The organism is uncultured Massilia sp. (assembly GCF_913773735.1).
In the GTDB taxonomy this organism is placed as follows: domain Bacteria; phylum Pseudomonadota; class Gammaproteobacteria; order Burkholderiales; family Burkholderiaceae_D; genus Telluria.
The window spans coordinates 96,983-114,033 of sequence record NZ_CAJYEB010000041.1 but is presented as its reverse complement, the minus strand read 5'-3'; the positions used below and the strand labels follow the sequence as shown (position 1 = coordinate 114,033).

Genomic DNA, 17,051 nt, shown 5'->3' with positions numbered 1-17,051 from the left:
GGTTTTCTCCTTAGTGGGAACGGCCGGGCAGCATGCGGCGCATGGTGCCGTCGCGGTCGACGATGGTGTGTTTCAGTGCGGCCAGCACGTGCAGGGCGACGAGGGCGGCCATGGCCATGTTGAGCCAATAATGGACGGTCTTGAGCGTCGCCGCGAGATCGGGATTCTTGGCGATCAGGACCGGCAGCGTGAACAGGTTGAAGTACACGACCGGGAAACCGGCCGCCAGCGTGTAGAAGTAGCCCGACAGCGGCACGGCGAACATGAACACGTACAGCAGGTGGTGCAGGCCGTGGGCGGCGCCGCGCTGCCAGGCCGGCATCGTGTCCGGCAGCGCCGGCGGACGGTGGAACAGGCGCCACAGCAGGCGCAGCGTGGCCAGCGCCAGCACCGTCACGCCGGCCCATTTGTGCCAGGCGAAGTATTTCAGCTTGGTCATCGAGAAGCCGGGGATGTCCGTCATCACCAGGCCCAGCGTGAAGGCGCCGACGATCAGCACGGCGATCAGCCAGTGGATGACGATGGCGGTGGTGGTGTAGCGCTGCTGCATGCTGCGGCTCCTGCTGGGGCTGATAGTACGGATTAGAACCAAATCTTACCAATGTTTTCAGGCATTGGCAGGCCGAAGCATTTCCACGTGCACACTATCACGAATCCCGGTGCCGGCGTGTCATGCCATGGAGACACTTTAACGGTTCCAAATATCGGCAGGAAGCCAGATGAACGGATAACATTGTTCGGTTAATGGAACAATCGTGGGGCGTGCAGGCATGAAAAAACCGGGGACGCGCCCCGGTTTTCGCTAGGTCTATTTGACTGAGACAAGATCATTGCCCGCAACGCCGTCGCCCCGGCGCAGGCCGGGGCCGAATTTTTTCGCACCGTGGTAGCGCATGCAAAATTTGACCCCGGCCTGCGCCGGGGCGACGTGCTAACGCAACTGGCCGTGATCAGATCGCCTTGGCCAGCTGCGCCGCCAGGCCCGTGTAGTTGGCCGGGGTCATGGCCAGCAGCAGGTCCTTCGCTTCCTGCGGCATGGCGAGCTTGCCGATGAATTCCTGCAGCGCCTCGCGGGTGATGCCCTTGCCGCGGGTCAGTTCCTTCAGTTGCTCGTAGGGATTCTCGATGCCGTAGCGGCGCATCACGGTCTGGACCGGCTCGGCCAGCACTTCCCAGTTCGCGTCCAGGTCCTGCTCCAGGCGCGCCGGGTTGACTTCGAGCTTGTTCAGGCCGCGCAGGCAGCTGTCGTAGGCCAGCAGCGCGTAGCCGAAGCCGACGCCGATATTGCGCAGCACGGTCGAGTCGGTCAGGTCGCGCTGCATGCGCGAGACCGGCAGCTTGTCGGCCATGTGGCGCAGGGTGGCGTTGGCCAGGCCCAGGTTGCCCTCCGAATTCTCGAAGTCGATCGGGTTGACCTTGTGGGGCATGGTCGACGAGCCGATCTCGCCGGCCTTCAGCTTCTGCTTGAAGTAGCCCAGCGACACATAGGTCCAGATGTCGCGGTTCAGGTCGAGCAGGATGGTGTTGGTGCGAGCGATGGCGTCGAACAGTTCGGCCATGTAGTCGTGCGGCTCGATCTGGATGGTGTACGGGTTGAACACCAGGCCCAGGCGCTGCTCGATCACGTCCTGCGAGAACGCCGGCCAGTCGAAGCCGGGGTAGGCGGCCAGGTGCGCGTTGTAGTTGCCCACGGCGCCGTTCATCTTGCCGAGGATCTCGACGTCGGCGATGCGCTTGATGGCGCGCTGCAGGCGTGCCACGACGTTGGCGAATTCCTTGCCCAGGGTGGTCGGGCTGGCGGTCTGGCCGTGGGTGCGCGACAGCATCGGCAGGTCGGCGTTGACGTGGGCGATCTCGGTCAGCCTGGCGACGATGGCCTGCAGCGACGGCAGCAGCACGCCGTCGCGGGCGGCTTTCAGCATCATGCCGTGCGAGGTGTTGTTGATGTCTTCGGAGGTGCAGGCGAAGTGGATGAATTCGCTGGCCGCGACCAGTTCCGGCACGTCCTTCACCTGTTCCTTCAGCCAGTACTCGACGGCCTTGACGTCGTGGTTGGTGACGGCCTCGATTTCCTTGATGCGGGCGGCGTCGCTTTCCGAGAAGCCGGCGGCCAGCTTGTCCAGCAGCGCCGACGCCTCGGGCGAGAAGGGCTTCAGTTCGGCGAAGCCGGCCTGCGCCAGCGCCTGCAGCCAGGCGATTTCCACCTTCACGCGGTGGTGCATGAAGCCGGCTTCCGACAGGATCGGGCGCAGCTTGTCGGTCTTGGCGGCATAGCGGCCGTCCAGCGGGGACAGGGCCGACAGGGTCGAGGAGGAGGTGGAGGAAGTCATGGCGGGAGCGGTGTGTGCAAAAGCCTGGATTCTACCACCGGCCGCCTTGTCAAGTCCCTTCGGCGAAGGCGTTGCAGGGCCGCCGCCCGGTCTCTGGCGCCCATGCCCCGATGTTATACTGTCCGTCGTCCCCCTAAACTGAGCATGTATGAAACTCATCGGTTCCGTCACCAGCCCTTATGTGCGCAAGGCGCGCGTCGTCCTGGCAGAAAAGAAGCTCGACTATGTGTTCGAGCTGGAAAACGTCTGGGCGGCGGAAACGCGGATTGCCGCGTCCAATCCGCTCGGCAAGGTGCCCTGCCTCGTGATGGAGGACGGCAGCGCGATGTACGACTCGCGCGTGATCGCCGAATACCTCGACACGCTCACGCCGGTGTGCAAGCTGCTGCCGGCCAACAGCCGCGACCGCGCCAACGTCAAGGTCTGGGAAGCGCTGGCCGACGGCGTCGGCGACGCGGCGGTGCTGGCCTATCTGGAGCGCACCTGGCGCAAGGACGGCGAACGCAGCCAGGCATGGAGCGAGCGCCAGATGAGCAAGGTGCACGCGGGCCTGAAGGTCATGGCCGAGAACCTGGGCGAGCAGCCGTTCTGCATGGGCATCCACTACACGCTGGCCGACGTCGCGGTCGGCTGCGTGCTGGGCTGGCTGGCGTTCCGCTTCCCCGACATCGACTGGCGCGGCGACTATCCGAACCTGGCGCGCCTGTTCGACAAGCTGTCCGAACGCCAGTCCTTCAAGGACACGGTGCCCACCGTCGCGTGAGCGGAGCGAGCGCACCATGAGCAGCATCGTCTTCGGCGAGGCGCTGGTCGAGGAATTCCCGGCCGAGCAGGTCGTCGGCGGCGCCCCGTTCAACGTGGCGCGCCACCTGGCCGCCTTCCTGGCGCCGCCCCTCGTGATCACGCGCATCGGCGACGACCGCAACGGCCTGGCCGTGCGCGCCGAATTCGAGCGCTTCGTGATGCCGGAGATCGGCGTGCAGGTCGACGCCCTGGAGGAAACCGGGCGCATGCTGGTCGAGCGCACCCAGGCCGGCCAGCGCTTCACGCTGCTGCCGCGCCAGGCCTACGACTTCATCGATCCCGAGCGGGCCGCCGCCAGCGTGGCCGCGGCGCACGTCGCCGACGCGCCCGTCGTGTACTTCGGCACGCTGGCCCAGCGCGAGGAATGCTCGCGCCTGGCGCTGGCCGCCGTGCTCGGCGCCACGTCGGCGCAGCGCTTCCTCGACCTGAACCTGCGTCCCGGCCAGGCGGACGAGCCGCTGGTCACGCGCGCGCTGACGGCGGCCGATGTCGCCAAGGTCAACGAGGCGGAACTGCAGGCGCTGTTCCAGTGGTATTTCCAGATCGGACCGGACGCCCCGCCGCTCGCGGCCGAGGAAGTGCACGCGGCCTGCCGCGCGCTGGTGGACCGGTTTGCGCTGGACGCGCTGATCGTCACGCTGGGGCACCGCGGCTCGGTGTACTTCGGTGCCGACGGCAGCCTGGTGGCCAACCGCGACAATCCGGCGCCGCCGTTCGTGATCGACACGGCGGGCGCGGGCGACGCCTTCTCGGCGATCGTCATGCTGGGACGGGAGCGCGGCTGGCCGCTCGAGCTGACGCTGGCGCGGGCGAACGAGTTCGCCGGGGCGATCTGCGCGGTACCGGGCGCGGTGCCGCGCGACATGAACTTCTACGACAAGTGGGTGGCGCGCTGGCGTTGATGCCAGGCACGACACGCGTGCCTGGTGCGCGCCTGGTGCGCACGGGGTGCGCACCCTACGAAAGCGGCCTGGCGCGGCAGGTGCTTATTCGCCGATCTGGCTTTGCAGGTAGTTCTGGATGCCGACCTTGACGATCAGGTCCAGCTGCGTCTCCAGCCACTCGATGTGTTCCTCGGTGTCTTCCAGGATCATCAGGAACAGGTCGCGCGACACGTAGTCGTGCGCGACTTCGGCGGCGGCGATGCCTTCCTTGACGGTGGCCTGCGCCGCACGCTCCAGCTTCAGGTCGCATTCCAGCATTTCCTGCGCCGATTCGCCGATCAGCAGCTTGTGCAGCGCCTGCAGGTTCGGCAGGCCGTCCAGCATCAGGATGCGGTCGATCAGCTTGTCGGCATGCTTCATCTCGCCGATCGATTCCTCGTATTCCTTCTTGCCCAGGCGCTCGAAGCCCCAGTGCTTGTACATGCGCGCATGCAGGAAATACTGGTTGATCGCGGTGAGTTCGTTGGTCAGCTGTGCGTTCAGCAGACGGATGATGTTCGGATCGCCCTTCATGGAATGCCTTTATCTCTGTGTTGATTAACCTCGGCATCATAGCAAACGATGGTCCCGCCGGATATCCCGGCGGCCGGCGTCGCCATCCTTTACGGTCCCGCCCGGGCTGCGCTACAGCGCGGCCAGCGCCAGCGCGCCCAGCGCCACCAGCACCGACGCCGCGCCGATCGCGATGCCGACCGTGCGCAGGCGGCTGGTGAGCGCCCACAACGCCATGCCGGACAGGGACAGCAACATGATCGAGCCGGCCAGCATGTCGACCAGCAGCACCCAGGCGGCATCCATGCCGGTGGCCTTGTGCAGGTTGGACAGGGCGGCGAACAGGTCGTTGCCGCCGCGCCGCACGGTGACGTACTGGTTGCCGACCCAGTATTCGGCCTGGATGGCGCCGGACGGCGCCGCGAAGGTGGCGCGCCAGCGCGCCGGCTGCGCCAGCGTGCGCCCGTCCCAGGCGACCGGCCGCGCGGCCTCGGCCGTCACCCGCGCGGGCGCCTGCCCGAGCCCGAGCGTGGCGCCGAGCCAGTCGGCCAGGGCGCGCGGGGTGGCCGGCGCCGGCTGGGGCAGCGCGACCTGGACGACCGCGGGGACGGCGCTGGCGGGCTGCAGGGAAGCCTGGTGGTTGAGGAGGATGGCGGTGCCGCCGAGCAGCAGGCCCAGCACGGCGCCCCACAGGCCGATCCAGACGTGCATCCGGCGCAGCCGCTCGACGGCGACGGCGCGCCGCGACGGGGTGGGGGGCGGTTCGACCTTGAAGGGCGCTCGCGGCGAGCGGAACGGGATCACGGGCATGGGACTGACCTGGATGCGTCGGAATCCACATACTACCAAGACCCGGACCGATACGGACGGGCGCATGCGAGGATTGTGCGCAGCAATCGGCGGGCGCGCGGCCGGACGGCCGCCCGCTTGCGGATCAGGCCGTCACGCCGGCGGCCGGGGTGCGGCGCAGTTCGGTGACGGCGGTCCTGCCGTCCAGGTGTTCGTGCATGACTTCGCGCGCATAGCTGACGCATTTGCCGCAGCAGGTGCCGACACCGAGTTGTTTGTGGAGGTCGGCCATCGAGGTGAGGCCGAGGTCGACCGCCTGGCGGATTTCGCGGTCGGAGATGTTGTTGCAAACGCAGACGATCATGGGGCGATTCCGGATAGTGTGGGATGCGCACCAGGCAATGTTGCTTTGCCTATAATGCGAATCATTCTCATTCATCTTCGTATTCTCCAGAAGTCGTGGCGCTAACGCAAGCGTTTTCGTCAGCCGTGCGCAGGATATTTGACGTGCTTTACGGGAAGTAGACAAACCGCAAATAGAAATAATTCGCATTTAGGTTTATGATGCACACATCTGTGACCGCAGCGCTACACCTCTTTACGGAAGCGACACCATGACTCTTGCACCCACCCTCACCACGCTCGACGCGCTCAAGGCCGGCCAGACCGGCACCGTGATCACGCTCCAGCCCAACGCCACGGCGGAGCGCGACGGCGGCATCGACGTGTCGCGCCGCCTGATGGAGCTCGGCTTCGTCCCGGGGGAGCGCATCCGCATGCTCAAGCGTGGCCTGACGGGCGGGCCGATCGCCGTCAAGGTCGGCCAGTCGACCTTCGCCCTGCGCCGCTTCGAAGCCGCGCTGATCTCGATCCAGCCGGAATGAACGGAAACATGCAATGGGAGCAGTAGAACAGCAGGTCCAGGCGGCCGCGAAGACCCCGCTCATCGCCCTGCTGGGGAATCCGAACTGCGGCAAGACCGCGCTGTTCAACCGTCTTACCGGCGCGCGCCAGAAGGTCGCGAACTACGCCGGCGTCACCATCGAACGCAAGGAAGGCAGCTTCACCCTCCCGGGCGGGCGCGCCCTGCGCGTGCTCGACCTGCCGGGCGCCTACAGCCTGACCGCGCACACCCCCGACGAAGCGATCACGCGCGACGTGGTGGCTGGCCTGCGCGCCGGCGAACAGCCGCCGGATGCCGTGGTGTGCGTCGTCAACGCCACCAACCTGCGCCTGAACCTGCGCCTGGTCCTCGAGATCAAGCGCCTCGGCCTGCCGATGGTGCTGGCGCTGAACATGGTCGACGTCGCCAAAAAGCGCGGCATCGAGATCGACACCGCGCGCCTGGCGCAGGAACTGGGCATGCCCGTGGTCGAGACCGTCGCGGTCCAGGCCGGCGGCGAGAAGGGCCTGCTGGCCGCCCTCGAGGCGCTGCCGCTCGCCAGCGGCGCGCGGCCGCTGGGGCTGGCCGCCATCGACGCCGTCCCGGTCGAGGAAACCCAGCGCGAGGTGCGCCGCATCATCGACGCCACCGTCAGCTTCGACAAGGACACCGGCAACCTGAGCGAGCAGATCGACCAGGTCGTGCTGCACCCGGTCGCCGGCCCGGTCATCCTGGCCGCGCTGATGTTCCTGATCTTCCAGGCCGTGTTCAGCTGGGCCGCGCCGATCATGGACGCCATCAAGGACGGCGTCGGCGCGCTCGGCGTCTGGGTCAGCGCCGGCATGGACGAGGGACCGTTGCACAGCCTGATCGTGGACGGCATCTTCGGCGGCGTCGGCAGCGTGCTGGTGTTCCTGCCGCAGATCCTGATCCTGTTCTTCTTCATCCTGATCCTGGAAGACTGCGGCTACCTGCCGCGCGCGGCCTTCCTGCTCGACCGCATGATGGGCGGCGTGGGCCTGTCCGGGCGCGCGTTCATCCCGCTGCTGTCCTCGTTCGCCTGCGCGATCCCCGGCGTGATGGCGGCGCGCACGATCCAGAACCCGCGCGACCGCCTGGTCACGATCATGATCGCGCCGCTGATGACGTGCTCGGCGCGCCTGCCGGTGTACGCGCTGGTGATCGCCGCCTTCATCCCGGACCGCGAGGTCGGCTGGGGCGTCAACCTGCAGGGCCTGGTGCTGTTCCTGCTGTACGTGGCCGGCATCGTCAGCGCCATGGCGGTGGCCTGGTTCTTCAAGCGCAGCATGGGCGCCAAGGGCCAGCAGCCGCTGATGCTGGAACTGCCGGCCTACCACTGGCCGCACCTGCACAACCTGGCGCTGGGCCTGTGGGAACGCGCGCGCATCTTCCTGACGCGCGTCGGCACCACCATCCTGACCCTGATGATCCTGGTCTGGTTCCTGTCGAGCTTCCCGGGCGCCCCGGAAGGCGCGACGCACCCGCCGATCTACTACAGCGTGGCCGGCATGCTGGGCCGCGCGCTGGAAGTCATCTTCGCGCCGATCGGCTTCGGCTGGCAGATCTGCATCGCGCTGGTGCCGGGCATGGCGGCGCGCGAAGTGGCCGTCGGCGCGCTGGGCACCGTGTACGCGCTGTCGTCCGCCGGCGACGACGTCGCCACCGCGCTGACCCCGATCATCGCCTCGTCGTGGAGCCTGGCCACCGCGCTGTCGCTGCTGGCCTGGTACGTGTTCGCGCCGCAGTGCCTGTCGACGCTGTCGGTGGTGCGCCGCGAGACCGGCCGCACCCGCTACGCGCTGCTGATGGCCGGCTACATGTTCGCACTGGCCTACGCGGCTTCCTTCATCACCTACCGCGTGGCGCTTTCCCTGGGAGGCTGAGATGCTGGCGCAATACCTGATCGTCGTCGTCGTCGTCGCCGCCGCGCTGCTGGCGGCGGGACGCAAGTACCTGCCCCGGACGTGGCGCCAGCGCCTCGTCCACGTGGTCTCGCGCGGCAGCGGCAAGGGCCGCGTCGCCGCCTGGCTGGGCGGCGCGGATGCCGGCTGCGGCAGCGGCTGCGACACTTGCGGCACCTGCGCGCCGGCGATGCCGCCGCAGGACGGCAAGGGGCGCAAGGTCATCCAGCTGCACGTGCGGCGCTGATCCGCGAGCCACACCGCTCGGGCGCGGCGTCGCGGCTGAACACCGGGGTCAGAGCCCCTTGACCCCGACACCGGGCTCTGCCCCCTCTACCACCGGCAACTCGATCGCGCTCTCCAGCCCCGGCGCATGGTAGATGCGCTGGGTCGCCTTGCGGTAGTCGCCCGGCTTGGCGTGGAAGATGTTCTCTACGTACGTCTGCGGATTGCGGTCGTACAGCGGGAACCAGCTCGACTGCACCTGCACCATGATGCGGTGGCCCGGCAGGAACACGTGGTCGACGTTCGGCAGCGCGAAGCGGTAGCGCTCGGCCTTGTTCGGCGGGATCGCCAGCGGCTTGTCCAGCGCCTGGCGGTAGCGGCCGCGGAAGATGTCCATCGCGATCGGCAGCTGGTAGCCGCCCAGTTCCGGCTGGGCCGCGACCTCGTCCGGGTACACGTCGATCAGCTTGACCACCCAGTCGCTGTCCGTGCCCGAGGTCGAGGCGAACAGGTTGACCATCGGCTGGCCGGCCAGCTGCAGCGGCGCCTTCAGGGGGCTGCTCACGTAGGTGACGACGTCGGTGCGGTCCGAGTAGGAGCGCTGGTCGGTCACCAGCCACGGCTTCCAGACGTTGCCGTCGCCCATGCGCACCGGACGCGGCACGAACGGCACCGGCTTGGCCGGGTCGGACACGTATTCGTCGAACGCCGCGTTCTTGTCGACCTTGCCCTCGGTCTTCTCGAACGCCAGCCCGAAGCCCGGCTTCAGGTACAGCGGCTTCGCGGCCGGCGCCAGCGGCCACCGGTCGAGGCGGCGCCAGCGGTTGACGCCGGTCTGGTAGGACCATACCGGCGGCGTGTCGAAGGCCGGGGCGCCGTCCTTCAGGTACTGGTTGAAGAAGGGCAGCATGACGTCGCGCCGGAACTGCTGGGCGGTGTCGCCGGTGAACTTCAGCGCACCCAGCGTCGAACCCTCGTAGTTCACGCCGCTGTGGCGCCACGGACCCACCACCAGCGAATTCATCTTGTTGTCCTTGTCCTGCGGCTCGACGGCGGCATAGGTCGCGTAGGCGCCGTAGATGTCTTCCTGGTCCCAGCGGCCCACCACGGTCATGGTCGGCACCTTCAGCGGCTTCTTGGCCAGGATGCGGTCCAGCGCCTGTTCCTGCCAGAAGCTGTCGTAGGCCGGGTGCTCGAACAGCTTTTTGGTGAAGTTCAGCTGGTCGACGCCGTAGACGTGCGCGAAGTCGCCGGTCGAGCCGGCGCGCAGGAAGGCGTCGTAGTCGTCGTAGGTGCCGGTGACGATCTGCTCGCCCTTGCCGCGCGCCGCGTTCTGGCCGGCGATGTAGGACAGGTTGGGATTGCGGAAGGCGCCGTTGTGGAACCAGTCGTCGCCGCGCCAGCCGTCGACCATCGGGCTCATCGGCACGGCCGCCTTCAGCGCCGGGTGCGGCTCGGCCAGCGCCATCAGCACGGTGAAGCCCTCGTACGAGGAGCCGACCATGCCGACCCTGCCGTTCGACTGCGGGAGGTTCTTCACCAGCCAGTCGATGGTGTCCCAGGCGTCGGTACTGTGGTCGACCCGGGTGTCGTTGAGCGGGCCGCGCACCGGGCGCGTCATCACGTAGTCGCCCTCCGAGCCGTACTTGCCGCGCACGTCCTGGAACACGCGGATGTAGCCGTTCTCGATGAAGGCGTCGTCGCCGTCGGGCAGCATCGAGGCGATGTGCGGGCTCTTCATGCGGCCGGCGCGGCCGGCGGCGTTGTACGGGGTACGGGTCAGCATGATCGGCGCCTTGCCGGCCATGACGGCCTTCGGGACCACGATGACGGTGTACAGCTTGACGCCGTCGCGCATCGGGATCATGACTTCCTGCTTGACGTAGTCGGCGTCGGGAACGTTGGTGGCGAACTTCGAGGACGGGATGTCGGGCGCCATCGGCGATGTCTGGGCCTGGGCGCCGCCGGGCAGGGCGGCGACCAGGGAAGCGAGGATGGTCAGGGACGGCAGGATCGGGCGCGACATCGGGTCTCCACTAAGGTACGGGTTGAATGTGCAAGCTTGTCGAAAGTTGCATTGAGGGATGATACCGTAGGGTGGGCGGCTCCGCCGCCCACGCGGCGATACGCACCGGCTGGTTTGCCGCGCACGCGATCGGCGCCGGTTGAACGCGTGGACGGCATAGCCGTCCACCCTACGCCACCTTGAACACGCGGAACACCTGCGCCAGGTGGCGCGCCTGGTCGTTCAGCGCGCCCGCGGCGGCGGCGGCTTCCTCGACCAGGGCGGCGTTCCGCTGGGTCGCGCCGTCCATGCCGGCGATCGCGCCGTTCACCTGCTGGATCCCTTCCTGCTGCTGGGCGCTGGCCCCGGCGATCTCGCCGACCAGCGTATTCACGCGGTCGATGCTGTCGACGATCTCGCGCATCGTGTCGCCGGCCTGGCGCACCAGCCTGGCGCCGTCGCCCACCTGGCGCACCGAGTCCTCGGTCAGCCCCTTGATTTCCTTCGCGGCGGCGGCGGCGCGCTGGGCCAGCGAGCGCACCTCGCCGGCGACGACGGCGAAGCCGCGGCCCTGTTCGCCGGCGCGCGCCGCTTCCACGGCCGCGTTCAGCGCCAGGATATTGGTCTGGAAGGCGATGCCGTCGATGACGCCGGTGATGTCGGCGATGCGGCGCGCCGAGGCGTCGATCGCGTCCATGGTCTCGACCACCTGGCCGACCACCTCGCCGCCGCGCCGCGCCACGGTGCTGGCGCCGCTGGCCAGGCTGCTGGCGTGGCGCGCATTGGCCGCGTTCTGCTGGACGGCGCCGGTCAGCTCCTCCATCGTGGCGGCGGTTTCCTCCAGCGCCCCGGCCTGCTGCTCGGTACGGCCGGACAGGTCCTGGTTGCCGCTGGCGATCTGGGTCGCGGCGCTGGCGATGGTGCGGATGCCCGTGTCGACCGCGCCGACGATGCCGGACAGGCTGGCGTTCATCTCGCGCAGCGCCGCCAGCAGGCGCGCCGTCTCGTCGTTGCCGCGCACCTCGATGTCCGTGCTGAGGTCGCCGGCGGCCACCGTGTGCGCCAGCGCGACGGCCCGTTCCAGCGGCGTGCGGATGCTGCGCGACACCGCCGTCCCGCACAGCATCAGCGCGCCGGCCAGCAGCGCGGCCGCGCCCGCGAACAGGCCCACGCGCGGCCAGAACACCGCGTCCACCGCATCCATGTAGACGCCCGAGCCGACGATCCAGTGCCAGCCCGGGATGCCCTGCACGTAGGCCGACTTGGGCACCGGCTGCGCGCTGCCCGGCTTGGGCCACAGGTAGTCGACGAAACCGCCGCCGCTGGCGTTGACCGTGTCGACGAAGGCCCGGAACAGGTGCAGGCCCTGCGGGTCGGCGATGGCGCCGAGTTCCTGGCCTTCGAGCTTGGGCGACACCGGATGCATCAGCATGCGCGGCGCCATGTCGTTGACCCAGAAGTATTCGGCGCCGTCGTAGCGCAGCGGACGCAGCGCTTCCAGCGCGGCGCGCTTGGCCTCGGCTTCCGGCAGGGCGCCGCTGGCGGCCTGCTGCTGGTAGCGTGCGACGATGCCGACGGCCACCTCGACGGCCTGGCGCACGGCGCGGCTGCGTTCTTCGAGGATGAGGCGGCGTTCCGACCACAGGAAGGCGGTGGCGACGAGCAGGATGCCCAGGCCGGTGACGAAGGTCAGCAGCGCCAGCTTCCTGGCAATGCTCAGGCGGGAGAGGAAAGTCATGGGGGGAAAGGGAGAGAGTAAAGCGAGAACTTTAGTTCTTGACAATAAGAAACATATGATATGGAACAAGCAACTAACAGTATATCAAGATATTGTTGCGCTGCATCAATATTTGCCAAATTTAACTCCGGCTTCTTGCTTCCCCGTAAGGATGCTAAGCTAGCGCCATCCATCACGTCCCGAATGAGCATGATCGTCGTCCATCACCTGAACAATTCCCGGTCCCAGCGCATCCTGTGGTTGCTGGAGGAACTCGGCCTGGAATACGAGATCAAGAAGTACCAGCGCGATCCGAAGACGATGCTGGCGCCGCCCGCGCTGCGCGCCGTGCACCCGCTCGGCAAGTCGCCGGTGCTCCAGGACGGCGCCACGGTCGTGGCGGAATCGGGGGCGATCGTCGAGTACCTGACCGGGCGCCAGGGCGGCGCGCTGGTGCCGGCCGCCGGCACCCCGGAGCGGCTGCACTACACCTATTTCCTGCACTATGCCGAAGGATCGGCGATGCCGCCGCTGCTGCTCAAGCTCGTGTTCGACCGCGTCGAAAGTAGTCCGGGGCCGTTCTTCGTGCGCCCGATCGCGCGCGCCATCGCCGCCAAGGTCAAGGACACGTTCGTGCTGCCGCAGATCCGCCAGCACCTGGCCTTCCTGGAAGGCGAACTGGGCCAGCGCGACTGGTTCGCCGGCGACGCGTTTTCCGCGGCCGACATCCAGATGAGCTTCCCGCTGGAAGCGGCCGCCGCGCGCGGCGGGCTGGACGGCCAGTATCCGCACCTGGTCGCCTTCCTCGAGCGCATCCACGCGCGCCCGGCCTACCGCAGGGCGCTCGAGCGCGGCGGCAAGTACGACTTCGTCCAGTAAGCAGGACAGGCGGGACGACGCGAGCATGGCGAAGCTGCTGGCCATCGATGGCCTGAACATCGTGCGGCGGGTGTACGAGGCCAGTCCGGAGCCGGACTCCGACCTCAAGGCCAGCATCGCGCTGCGCCACGCGTTCTCGTCGTTTCGCCACCTGCTCGAGGCGCACGCGCCGACCCACGTGCTGGCCGCCTTCGACTTCGGCGGCCCGAACTGGCGCCACGCGCTGTATCCGCGCTACCGCGAGGGCCGCGCGCCGATGCCGGCCGTGCTGCGCGAGGCGCTGCCGGAATTCCACGCGCGCCTGCGCGCGGTCGGCCTGCACGTGCTGATGCTGCCGGAGGTCGAGGCCGACGACGTGATCGGCACCGGCGTGATGCGCTGGCTGCAGGAGCACCGCGGCGCGGCCGTGGTGGCGACCACCGACAAGGACCTGCACGGCCTGATCGCGCACGGCGCGCTGGTGTGGGATCATTTCAAGGGCGAGTGGCACGACGACGCCTGGGTGCGCAACAAGTTCGGCGTGGCGCCCGAGCGCCTGCACGACCTGCTGGCGCTGATGGGCGACCCGACCGACGGCGTGCCGGGCGTGTCGAAGATCGGCATGAAGACGGCGGCGCGCCTGCTCAATGCCTACGGCGACCTGGACGCCGTGATCGCCGGCGCCGGCATCCTCAAGACGCCGCTGGGCGAGCGCCTGCGCGCCGAACGCGAGATCCTGGAAATCTCGCGCAAGCTGGTCCGGCTCAAGACCGACGTGCGGCTGGGCGTGACCTGGAACATGCTGGCCTACGAGGCCTGAAAGGAAACATCGTGCTCAAGGCGATCATTGTCGATTCCAACGCGATCTCGCGCGGCCTGCTCAACACCGTGCTGACCGACGGCGGCTACGAGGTGGCCGGCCAGGCCCACACCGGCGCGAACGCCTATGCGCTGGCCATCAAGTACCACCCGCACATCGCCTGCATCGCGCGCGAACAGGTCGAGGACGGCAGCGAGATCGTCGAACGGCTGCGCGCCGAGTTGCCGAAAACGCTGATCTTCATGGTGTCCGGCACGCTCGACGCCGCCGCCATCCAGTCCGCGATGGGCCGCGGCGTGCACGGCTTCATCGTCAAGCCCTTCAAGGCCGACGCGGTGCTGAAGACCATCCGCAACACCGTGATGGCCATCGTCAAGAAGCACCGCGGCGCCTGAGCGCCGGCGCGCGGCCGCGTCAGCCGGTCCGGCGCCGCAATTCCTCGTTCGCGATCGCCCCCAGCTCCTTCAGTGCCCGCAGCTCGCGCTCGCGCAGGCGGCGCGGTTCGCGGTCGACCACGCACAGGGTGCCGAACGCATGGCCGCCCGCGTCCACCAGCGGGATCCCGCCGTAGAAACGCACGTGCGGCTCGCCGGTGACATAGGGGTTGTCGGCGAAGCGCGCGTCGCGCGTGGCGTCTTCCACGATGAACGGCCCCGGCTGCAGGATCGCATGGTTGCAGAACGCCAGTTCGCGCGGCGTCTCCGCGATGTCCACGCCCACGCGCGACTTGTACCACTGGCGCCGCGCGGTCAGCAGCGTGATCAGGGCGATCGGGCAGCCGGTCACCTGCGCCGCCAGCCAGGTCAGGCGGTCGAACACGGATTCCGGGGCGCTGTCGACCAGCCCGCTGGCCTGCAGCGCCGCCAGGCGCGCCCCTTCGTTGGCCGGGATCGGGTAGTTGCGCGCCGGCGCCGGCAGGAAGTCGGGATCGGTGCGGTCGGGCTGCGATCCGGCGGCCGGCGTGGCCGATCCGGCGCGCCGCGCTTTTTCTTCCAGCAATTGCATGACGGCGCTCAGGCGCACGCGGCGATGACCGCCCGGGGTCTTCCAGGACGGCAGGGCACCGCTTTCCAGCCAGAGCTGGGCGGTACTCACGGCAACGCCCAGCAGGCGCGCGGCGGCAGCGGTGGTCAACACGGGGTCTTGGGTGTCGACGGGAGCAGGTAAGGACATGGCGATAGGAAAAGAACGGTCGATTGATTTTACTGGTATGTCATTTGCACATCAACAAAATTGATGGATTTGATGGCAACCATCATGATTATCACTGTTGCAAATAGGCACTTAGTGTTCATAATTAAATAAAAACAGAATGCGTATTGAAAGTATTTTGTTGACTCGTGGAAATTATATCGTCAAACTCCATTCGATTCATCAATTCCGTCAAATAAAGATCGACATTACCACATGGCACGACTCAGATCCCGCATGCATGGGGAAGACATGCGCCTCGACGCACTGCGCAGGTCGAACCTGCTGGATACGCCGCCGGACGACGCGTTCGACCGCATCACGCGCATGGCGGCCGAGCTGTTCAAGGTGCCGGTCGCCGCGATCTCGCTGACCGACAGCCAGCGCCAGTGGTTCAAGTCGCGTGTCGGCATCGGCGTCGACGCGATCCCGCGCCTGCAGGCGCCGTGCGCCCGGGTGGCCGAGGAGGCGCGCCTGCTGGTCGTTCCCGACCTGCTGGACGATGCCGCCTACCGCGCCAGCCCGCTGGCCGCGCTGGGCATGCGTTTCTATGCGGGCGCGCCGCTGCTGACGCGCGACGGCCACTGCCTGGGCGCGATGTGCGTGCTCGGGCGCGCGCCGCGCGCCATCACCGAAGGCGAGGCCGCGGCCCTGCGCGACCTGGCGGCGCTGGCGATGGCGCAGGTCGAGCTGCGCCACGCGGTGGGCCGCGTGGACGCCGTCAGCGGCCTGCCCAACCGCACCCAGTTCATCGACGACGTGCGCGGACTGGGGACGCACCGCCCGCGCGGCGAGGGGCGGCTGGCGGTGCTGGTCAGCCTGGCCAGCCCGGAGCAGTTCGGCAGCGCCGAGCGCGCGATGGGCGCCGGCTACCTCGACGAGATCGTCGTCCAGGGCGTGCGCATGCTGGAGGCCGGCCTGCGCCATGCCGGCACGCTGTACCACCTGGCGCCGACCGAATTCGCCTTCGTGGCTCCGCCGGGCACCGACGCCGTCGAGCTGCGCGTCGAACTGGAGAACTGGCTGCGCCGGCGCGCGGCCGCGGCGACGTCGCGCTTCGTGACCACGGCGCGCATCGGCGTGGCGCCGTTTCGCGTCGGCGCCGTCACCGATGCCGAGCTGCTGCGCGACCTGCATTCGGCGGTCCAGCAGGCCCACGACCAGGATTGCGGCGTCTCGATGTTCTCGCCCGAGCGGGATGCCGTGTACCGGCGCACCTTCTGGCTGGTCAACGAGTTCGGGGCCGCGCTCGATGGCGCCGCGGCCGGCCGCAAGGGGCCGCTGCGCCTGGTGTTCCAGCCGAAGGTCGATCTCGCCAGCGGCGCCTGCATCGGCGCCGAGGCGCTGCTGCGCTGGACCCATCCGCAGGCGGGCGAGGTGGCGCCGGCCGAATTCATCCCCGTCATCGAACGCACGGCGCTGATGCGCGCGACCACCAACTGGGTGCTGGAAGCCGCCATGCACCAGCTGGCGCAGTGGCGCGCCGGCGGGATCGCGCTGGAGCTGTCGGTGAACGTGTCGGCGGCCAACCTGCTCGAGCCGGATTTCTGCGTGCGCATCGTCGACGGCCTGCAGCGCCACGGCCTGCCGCCGTCCAGCCTGGCGCTGGAGATCACCGAGAGCGCGCTGATGCTCAACCCGCGCCTGGCGCTGGCCACGCTGCGGGCGCTGGACGCGGCCGGCGTGCGCCTGGCGATCGACGACTTCGGCACCGGCTACAGCAGCCTGGCTTACCTGCAGAGCCTGCCCGCCCAGGTGGTCAAGATCGATCGTTCCTTCGTGCGCGACATCGAGCAGGACGAGCGCAAGCGCGCGCTGGTCGCGACGATGATCAAGCTATCGCACGACCTCGGCCACCGCGTGGTGGCCGAAGGCGTCGAGACGGCCGACGTGCTCGGCGTACTCAGGAACGCCGACTGCGACGAGGCGCAGGGCTACCTGTACGCCCGGCCGCTGGCGCCCGAGGCCTTCGCCGACTGGCTCGTCCGGCGCGAGCCGGAGATCGTCGCGCCGGCCTGACGGTTGCGCAGGGCAGGGCAGGGGTCAGAGCCCGGTTCTGCTTTTCCAAGGG

Annotated in this window: 17 protein-coding genes; 9 read left to right on the top strand and 8 right to left on the bottom strand. The window is 68.3% G+C overall.

From position 1 onward, the window contains the following. Positions 1-10 precede the first annotated feature (10 nt). Positions 11-550, bottom strand: coding sequence for a cytochrome b (locus QZ749_RS21375; protein ID WP_296951112.1), 540 nt, complete (start codon positions 548-550; stop codon positions 11-13). Positions 551-950: 400 nt separating this feature from the next. Continuing rightward, positions 951-2,330, bottom strand: coding sequence for an adenylosuccinate lyase (gene purB, locus QZ749_RS21370; RefSeq protein WP_296951109.1), 1,380 nt, complete (start codon positions 2,328-2,330; stop codon positions 951-953). Positions 2,331-2,478: 148 nt separating this feature from the next. Between purB and QZ749_RS21365 the strand changes: the two genes are divergently transcribed. Continuing rightward, positions 2,479-3,093: a glutathione S-transferase family protein gene (locus QZ749_RS21365; protein ID WP_296951106.1), complete on the top strand. Its 615-nt coding sequence runs from the start codon at positions 2,479-2,481 to the stop codon at positions 3,091-3,093. A 16-nt stretch (positions 3,094-3,109) separates the two neighbouring features. Continuing rightward, positions 3,110-4,036, top strand: coding sequence for a PfkB family carbohydrate kinase (locus QZ749_RS21360; RefSeq protein ID WP_296951105.1), 927 nt, complete (start codon positions 3,110-3,112; stop codon positions 4,034-4,036). An 84-nt stretch (positions 4,037-4,120) separates the two neighbouring features. Here QZ749_RS21360 and bfr read toward each other — a convergent pair whose 3' ends face one another. The 3 genes from bfr to QZ749_RS21345 form a co-directional block, all read right to left on the bottom strand. After that, a complete protein-coding gene (gene bfr / locus QZ749_RS21355; protein WP_296951102.1) occupies positions 4,121-4,591 on the bottom strand; it encodes a bacterioferritin in 471 nt (156 codons plus the stop codon). Between the two features lie 111 nt (positions 4,592-4,702). Further along, a complete protein-coding gene (locus tag QZ749_RS21350; RefSeq protein WP_296951099.1) occupies positions 4,703-5,380 on the bottom strand; it encodes a PepSY-associated TM helix domain-containing protein in 678 nt (225 codons plus the stop codon). Positions 5,381-5,504: 124 nt separating this feature from the next. After that, positions 5,505-5,723 (bottom strand): bacterioferritin-associated ferredoxin, encoded by a 219-nt coding sequence (locus tag QZ749_RS21345; RefSeq protein WP_296951096.1) that lies wholly within the window; start codon positions 5,721-5,723, stop codon positions 5,505-5,507. Positions 5,724-5,973: 250 nt separating this feature from the next. Here QZ749_RS21345 and QZ749_RS21340 point away from each other — a divergent pair, with 250 nt between their 5' ends. The 3 genes from QZ749_RS21340 to QZ749_RS21330 are packed head-to-tail and all read left to right on the top strand — an operon-like array spanning position 5,974 to position 8,411. After that, on the top strand, positions 5,974-6,243 hold the full coding sequence (locus QZ749_RS21340; protein WP_296951092.1) for a FeoA family protein: 270 nt from the start codon (positions 5,974-5,976) through the stop codon (positions 6,241-6,243). Between the two features lie 13 nt (positions 6,244-6,256). After that, positions 6,257-8,146: a ferrous iron transporter B gene (locus QZ749_RS21335; protein ID WP_296951090.1), complete on the top strand. Its 1,890-nt coding sequence runs from the start codon at positions 6,257-6,259 to the stop codon at positions 8,144-8,146. A 1-nt stretch (position 8,147) separates the two neighbouring features. Then, the gene (locus QZ749_RS21330) at positions 8,148-8,411 is read left to right on the top strand and encodes a DUF6587 family protein (protein ID WP_296951087.1); all 264 of its coding nucleotides are present in this window, start codon (positions 8,148-8,150) and stop codon (positions 8,409-8,411) included. Between the two features lie 48 nt (positions 8,412-8,459). Here QZ749_RS21330 and QZ749_RS21325 read toward each other — a convergent pair whose 3' ends face one another. Both QZ749_RS21325 and QZ749_RS21320 read right to left on the bottom strand, forming a co-directional pair. Continuing rightward, positions 8,460-10,415, bottom strand: coding sequence for a CocE/NonD family hydrolase (locus tag QZ749_RS21325; RefSeq protein ID WP_296951085.1), 1,956 nt, complete (start codon positions 10,413-10,415; stop codon positions 8,460-8,462). 169 nt (positions 10,416-10,584) lie between these two features. After that, positions 10,585-12,132, bottom strand: coding sequence for a methyl-accepting chemotaxis protein (locus tag QZ749_RS21320; protein WP_296951082.1), 1,548 nt, complete (start codon positions 12,130-12,132; stop codon positions 10,585-10,587). Between the two features lie 189 nt (positions 12,133-12,321). Here QZ749_RS21320 and QZ749_RS21315 point away from each other — a divergent pair, with 189 nt between their 5' ends. Genes QZ749_RS21315 through QZ749_RS21305 form a run of 3 tightly spaced genes read left to right on the top strand, consistent with a single transcriptional unit; the run spans position 12,322 to position 14,184 of the window. Continuing rightward, positions 12,322-12,990: a glutathione S-transferase gene (locus tag QZ749_RS21315; protein ID WP_296951078.1), complete on the top strand. Its 669-nt coding sequence runs from the start codon at positions 12,322-12,324 to the stop codon at positions 12,988-12,990. 25 nt (positions 12,991-13,015) lie between these two features. After that, positions 13,016-13,789 carry a 5'-3' exonuclease H3TH domain-containing protein gene (locus QZ749_RS21310; protein WP_296951077.1) on the top strand — a complete coding sequence of 258 codons (774 nt, stop codon included), beginning with the start codon at positions 13,016-13,018 and terminating at the stop codon, positions 13,787-13,789. Between the two features lie 11 nt (positions 13,790-13,800). Beyond that, on the top strand, positions 13,801-14,184 hold the full coding sequence (locus QZ749_RS21305; RefSeq protein ID WP_296951073.1) for an ANTAR domain-containing response regulator: 384 nt from the start codon (positions 13,801-13,803) through the stop codon (positions 14,182-14,184). A 19-nt stretch (positions 14,185-14,203) separates the two neighbouring features. Here the strand turns inward: QZ749_RS21305 and QZ749_RS21300 are convergent, their stop codons facing one another. Further along, positions 14,204-14,926, bottom strand: coding sequence for a GAF domain-containing protein (locus tag QZ749_RS21300; protein WP_296951070.1), 723 nt, complete (start codon positions 14,924-14,926; stop codon positions 14,204-14,206). Positions 14,927-15,232: 306 nt separating this feature from the next. Here QZ749_RS21300 and QZ749_RS21295 point away from each other — a divergent pair, with 306 nt between their 5' ends. Continuing rightward, positions 15,233-16,999, top strand: coding sequence for a bifunctional diguanylate cyclase/phosphodiesterase (locus QZ749_RS21295; protein ID WP_296951068.1), 1,767 nt, complete (start codon positions 15,233-15,235; stop codon positions 16,997-16,999). The last annotated feature ends 52 nt before the right edge of the window (positions 17,000-17,051 follow it).

Coding starts and splice junctions, on each gene's coding strand:
- QZ749_RS21375 (WP_296951112.1), bottom strand. CDS start 550: ATGCAGCAGCGCTACACCACCACCGCCATCGTCATCCACTGGCTGATC.
- purB (WP_296951109.1), bottom strand. CDS start 2,330: ATGACTTCCTCCACCTCCTCCTCGACCCTGTCGGCCCTGTCCCCGCTG.
- QZ749_RS21365 (WP_296951106.1), top strand. CDS start 2,479: ATGAAACTCATCGGTTCCGTCACCAGCCCTTATGTGCGCAAGGCGCGC.
- QZ749_RS21360 (WP_296951105.1), top strand. CDS start 3,110: ATGAGCAGCATCGTCTTCGGCGAGGCGCTGGTCGAGGAATTCCCGGCC.
- bfr (WP_296951102.1), bottom strand. CDS start 4,591: ATGAAGGGCGATCCGAACATCATCCGTCTGCTGAACGCACAGCTGACC.
- QZ749_RS21350 (WP_296951099.1), bottom strand. CDS start 5,380: ATGCCCGTGATCCCGTTCCGCTCGCCGCGAGCGCCCTTCAAGGTCGAA.
- QZ749_RS21345 (WP_296951096.1), bottom strand. CDS start 5,723: ATGATCGTCTGCGTTTGCAACAACATCTCCGACCGCGAAATCCGCCAG.
- QZ749_RS21340 (WP_296951092.1), top strand. CDS start 5,974: ATGACTCTTGCACCCACCCTCACCACGCTCGACGCGCTCAAGGCCGGC.
- QZ749_RS21335 (WP_296951090.1), top strand. CDS start 6,257: ATGGGAGCAGTAGAACAGCAGGTCCAGGCGGCCGCGAAGACCCCGCTC.
- QZ749_RS21330 (WP_296951087.1), top strand. CDS start 8,148: ATGCTGGCGCAATACCTGATCGTCGTCGTCGTCGTCGCCGCCGCGCTG.
- QZ749_RS21325 (WP_296951085.1), bottom strand. CDS start 10,415: ATGTCGCGCCCGATCCTGCCGTCCCTGACCATCCTCGCTTCCCTGGTC.
- QZ749_RS21320 (WP_296951082.1), bottom strand. CDS start 12,132: ATGACTTTCCTCTCCCGCCTGAGCATTGCCAGGAAGCTGGCGCTGCTG.
- QZ749_RS21315 (WP_296951078.1), top strand. CDS start 12,322: ATGATCGTCGTCCATCACCTGAACAATTCCCGGTCCCAGCGCATCCTG.
- QZ749_RS21310 (WP_296951077.1), top strand. CDS start 13,016: ATGGCGAAGCTGCTGGCCATCGATGGCCTGAACATCGTGCGGCGGGTG.
- QZ749_RS21295 (WP_296951068.1), top strand. CDS start 15,233: ATGCGCCTCGACGCACTGCGCAGGTCGAACCTGCTGGATACGCCGCCG.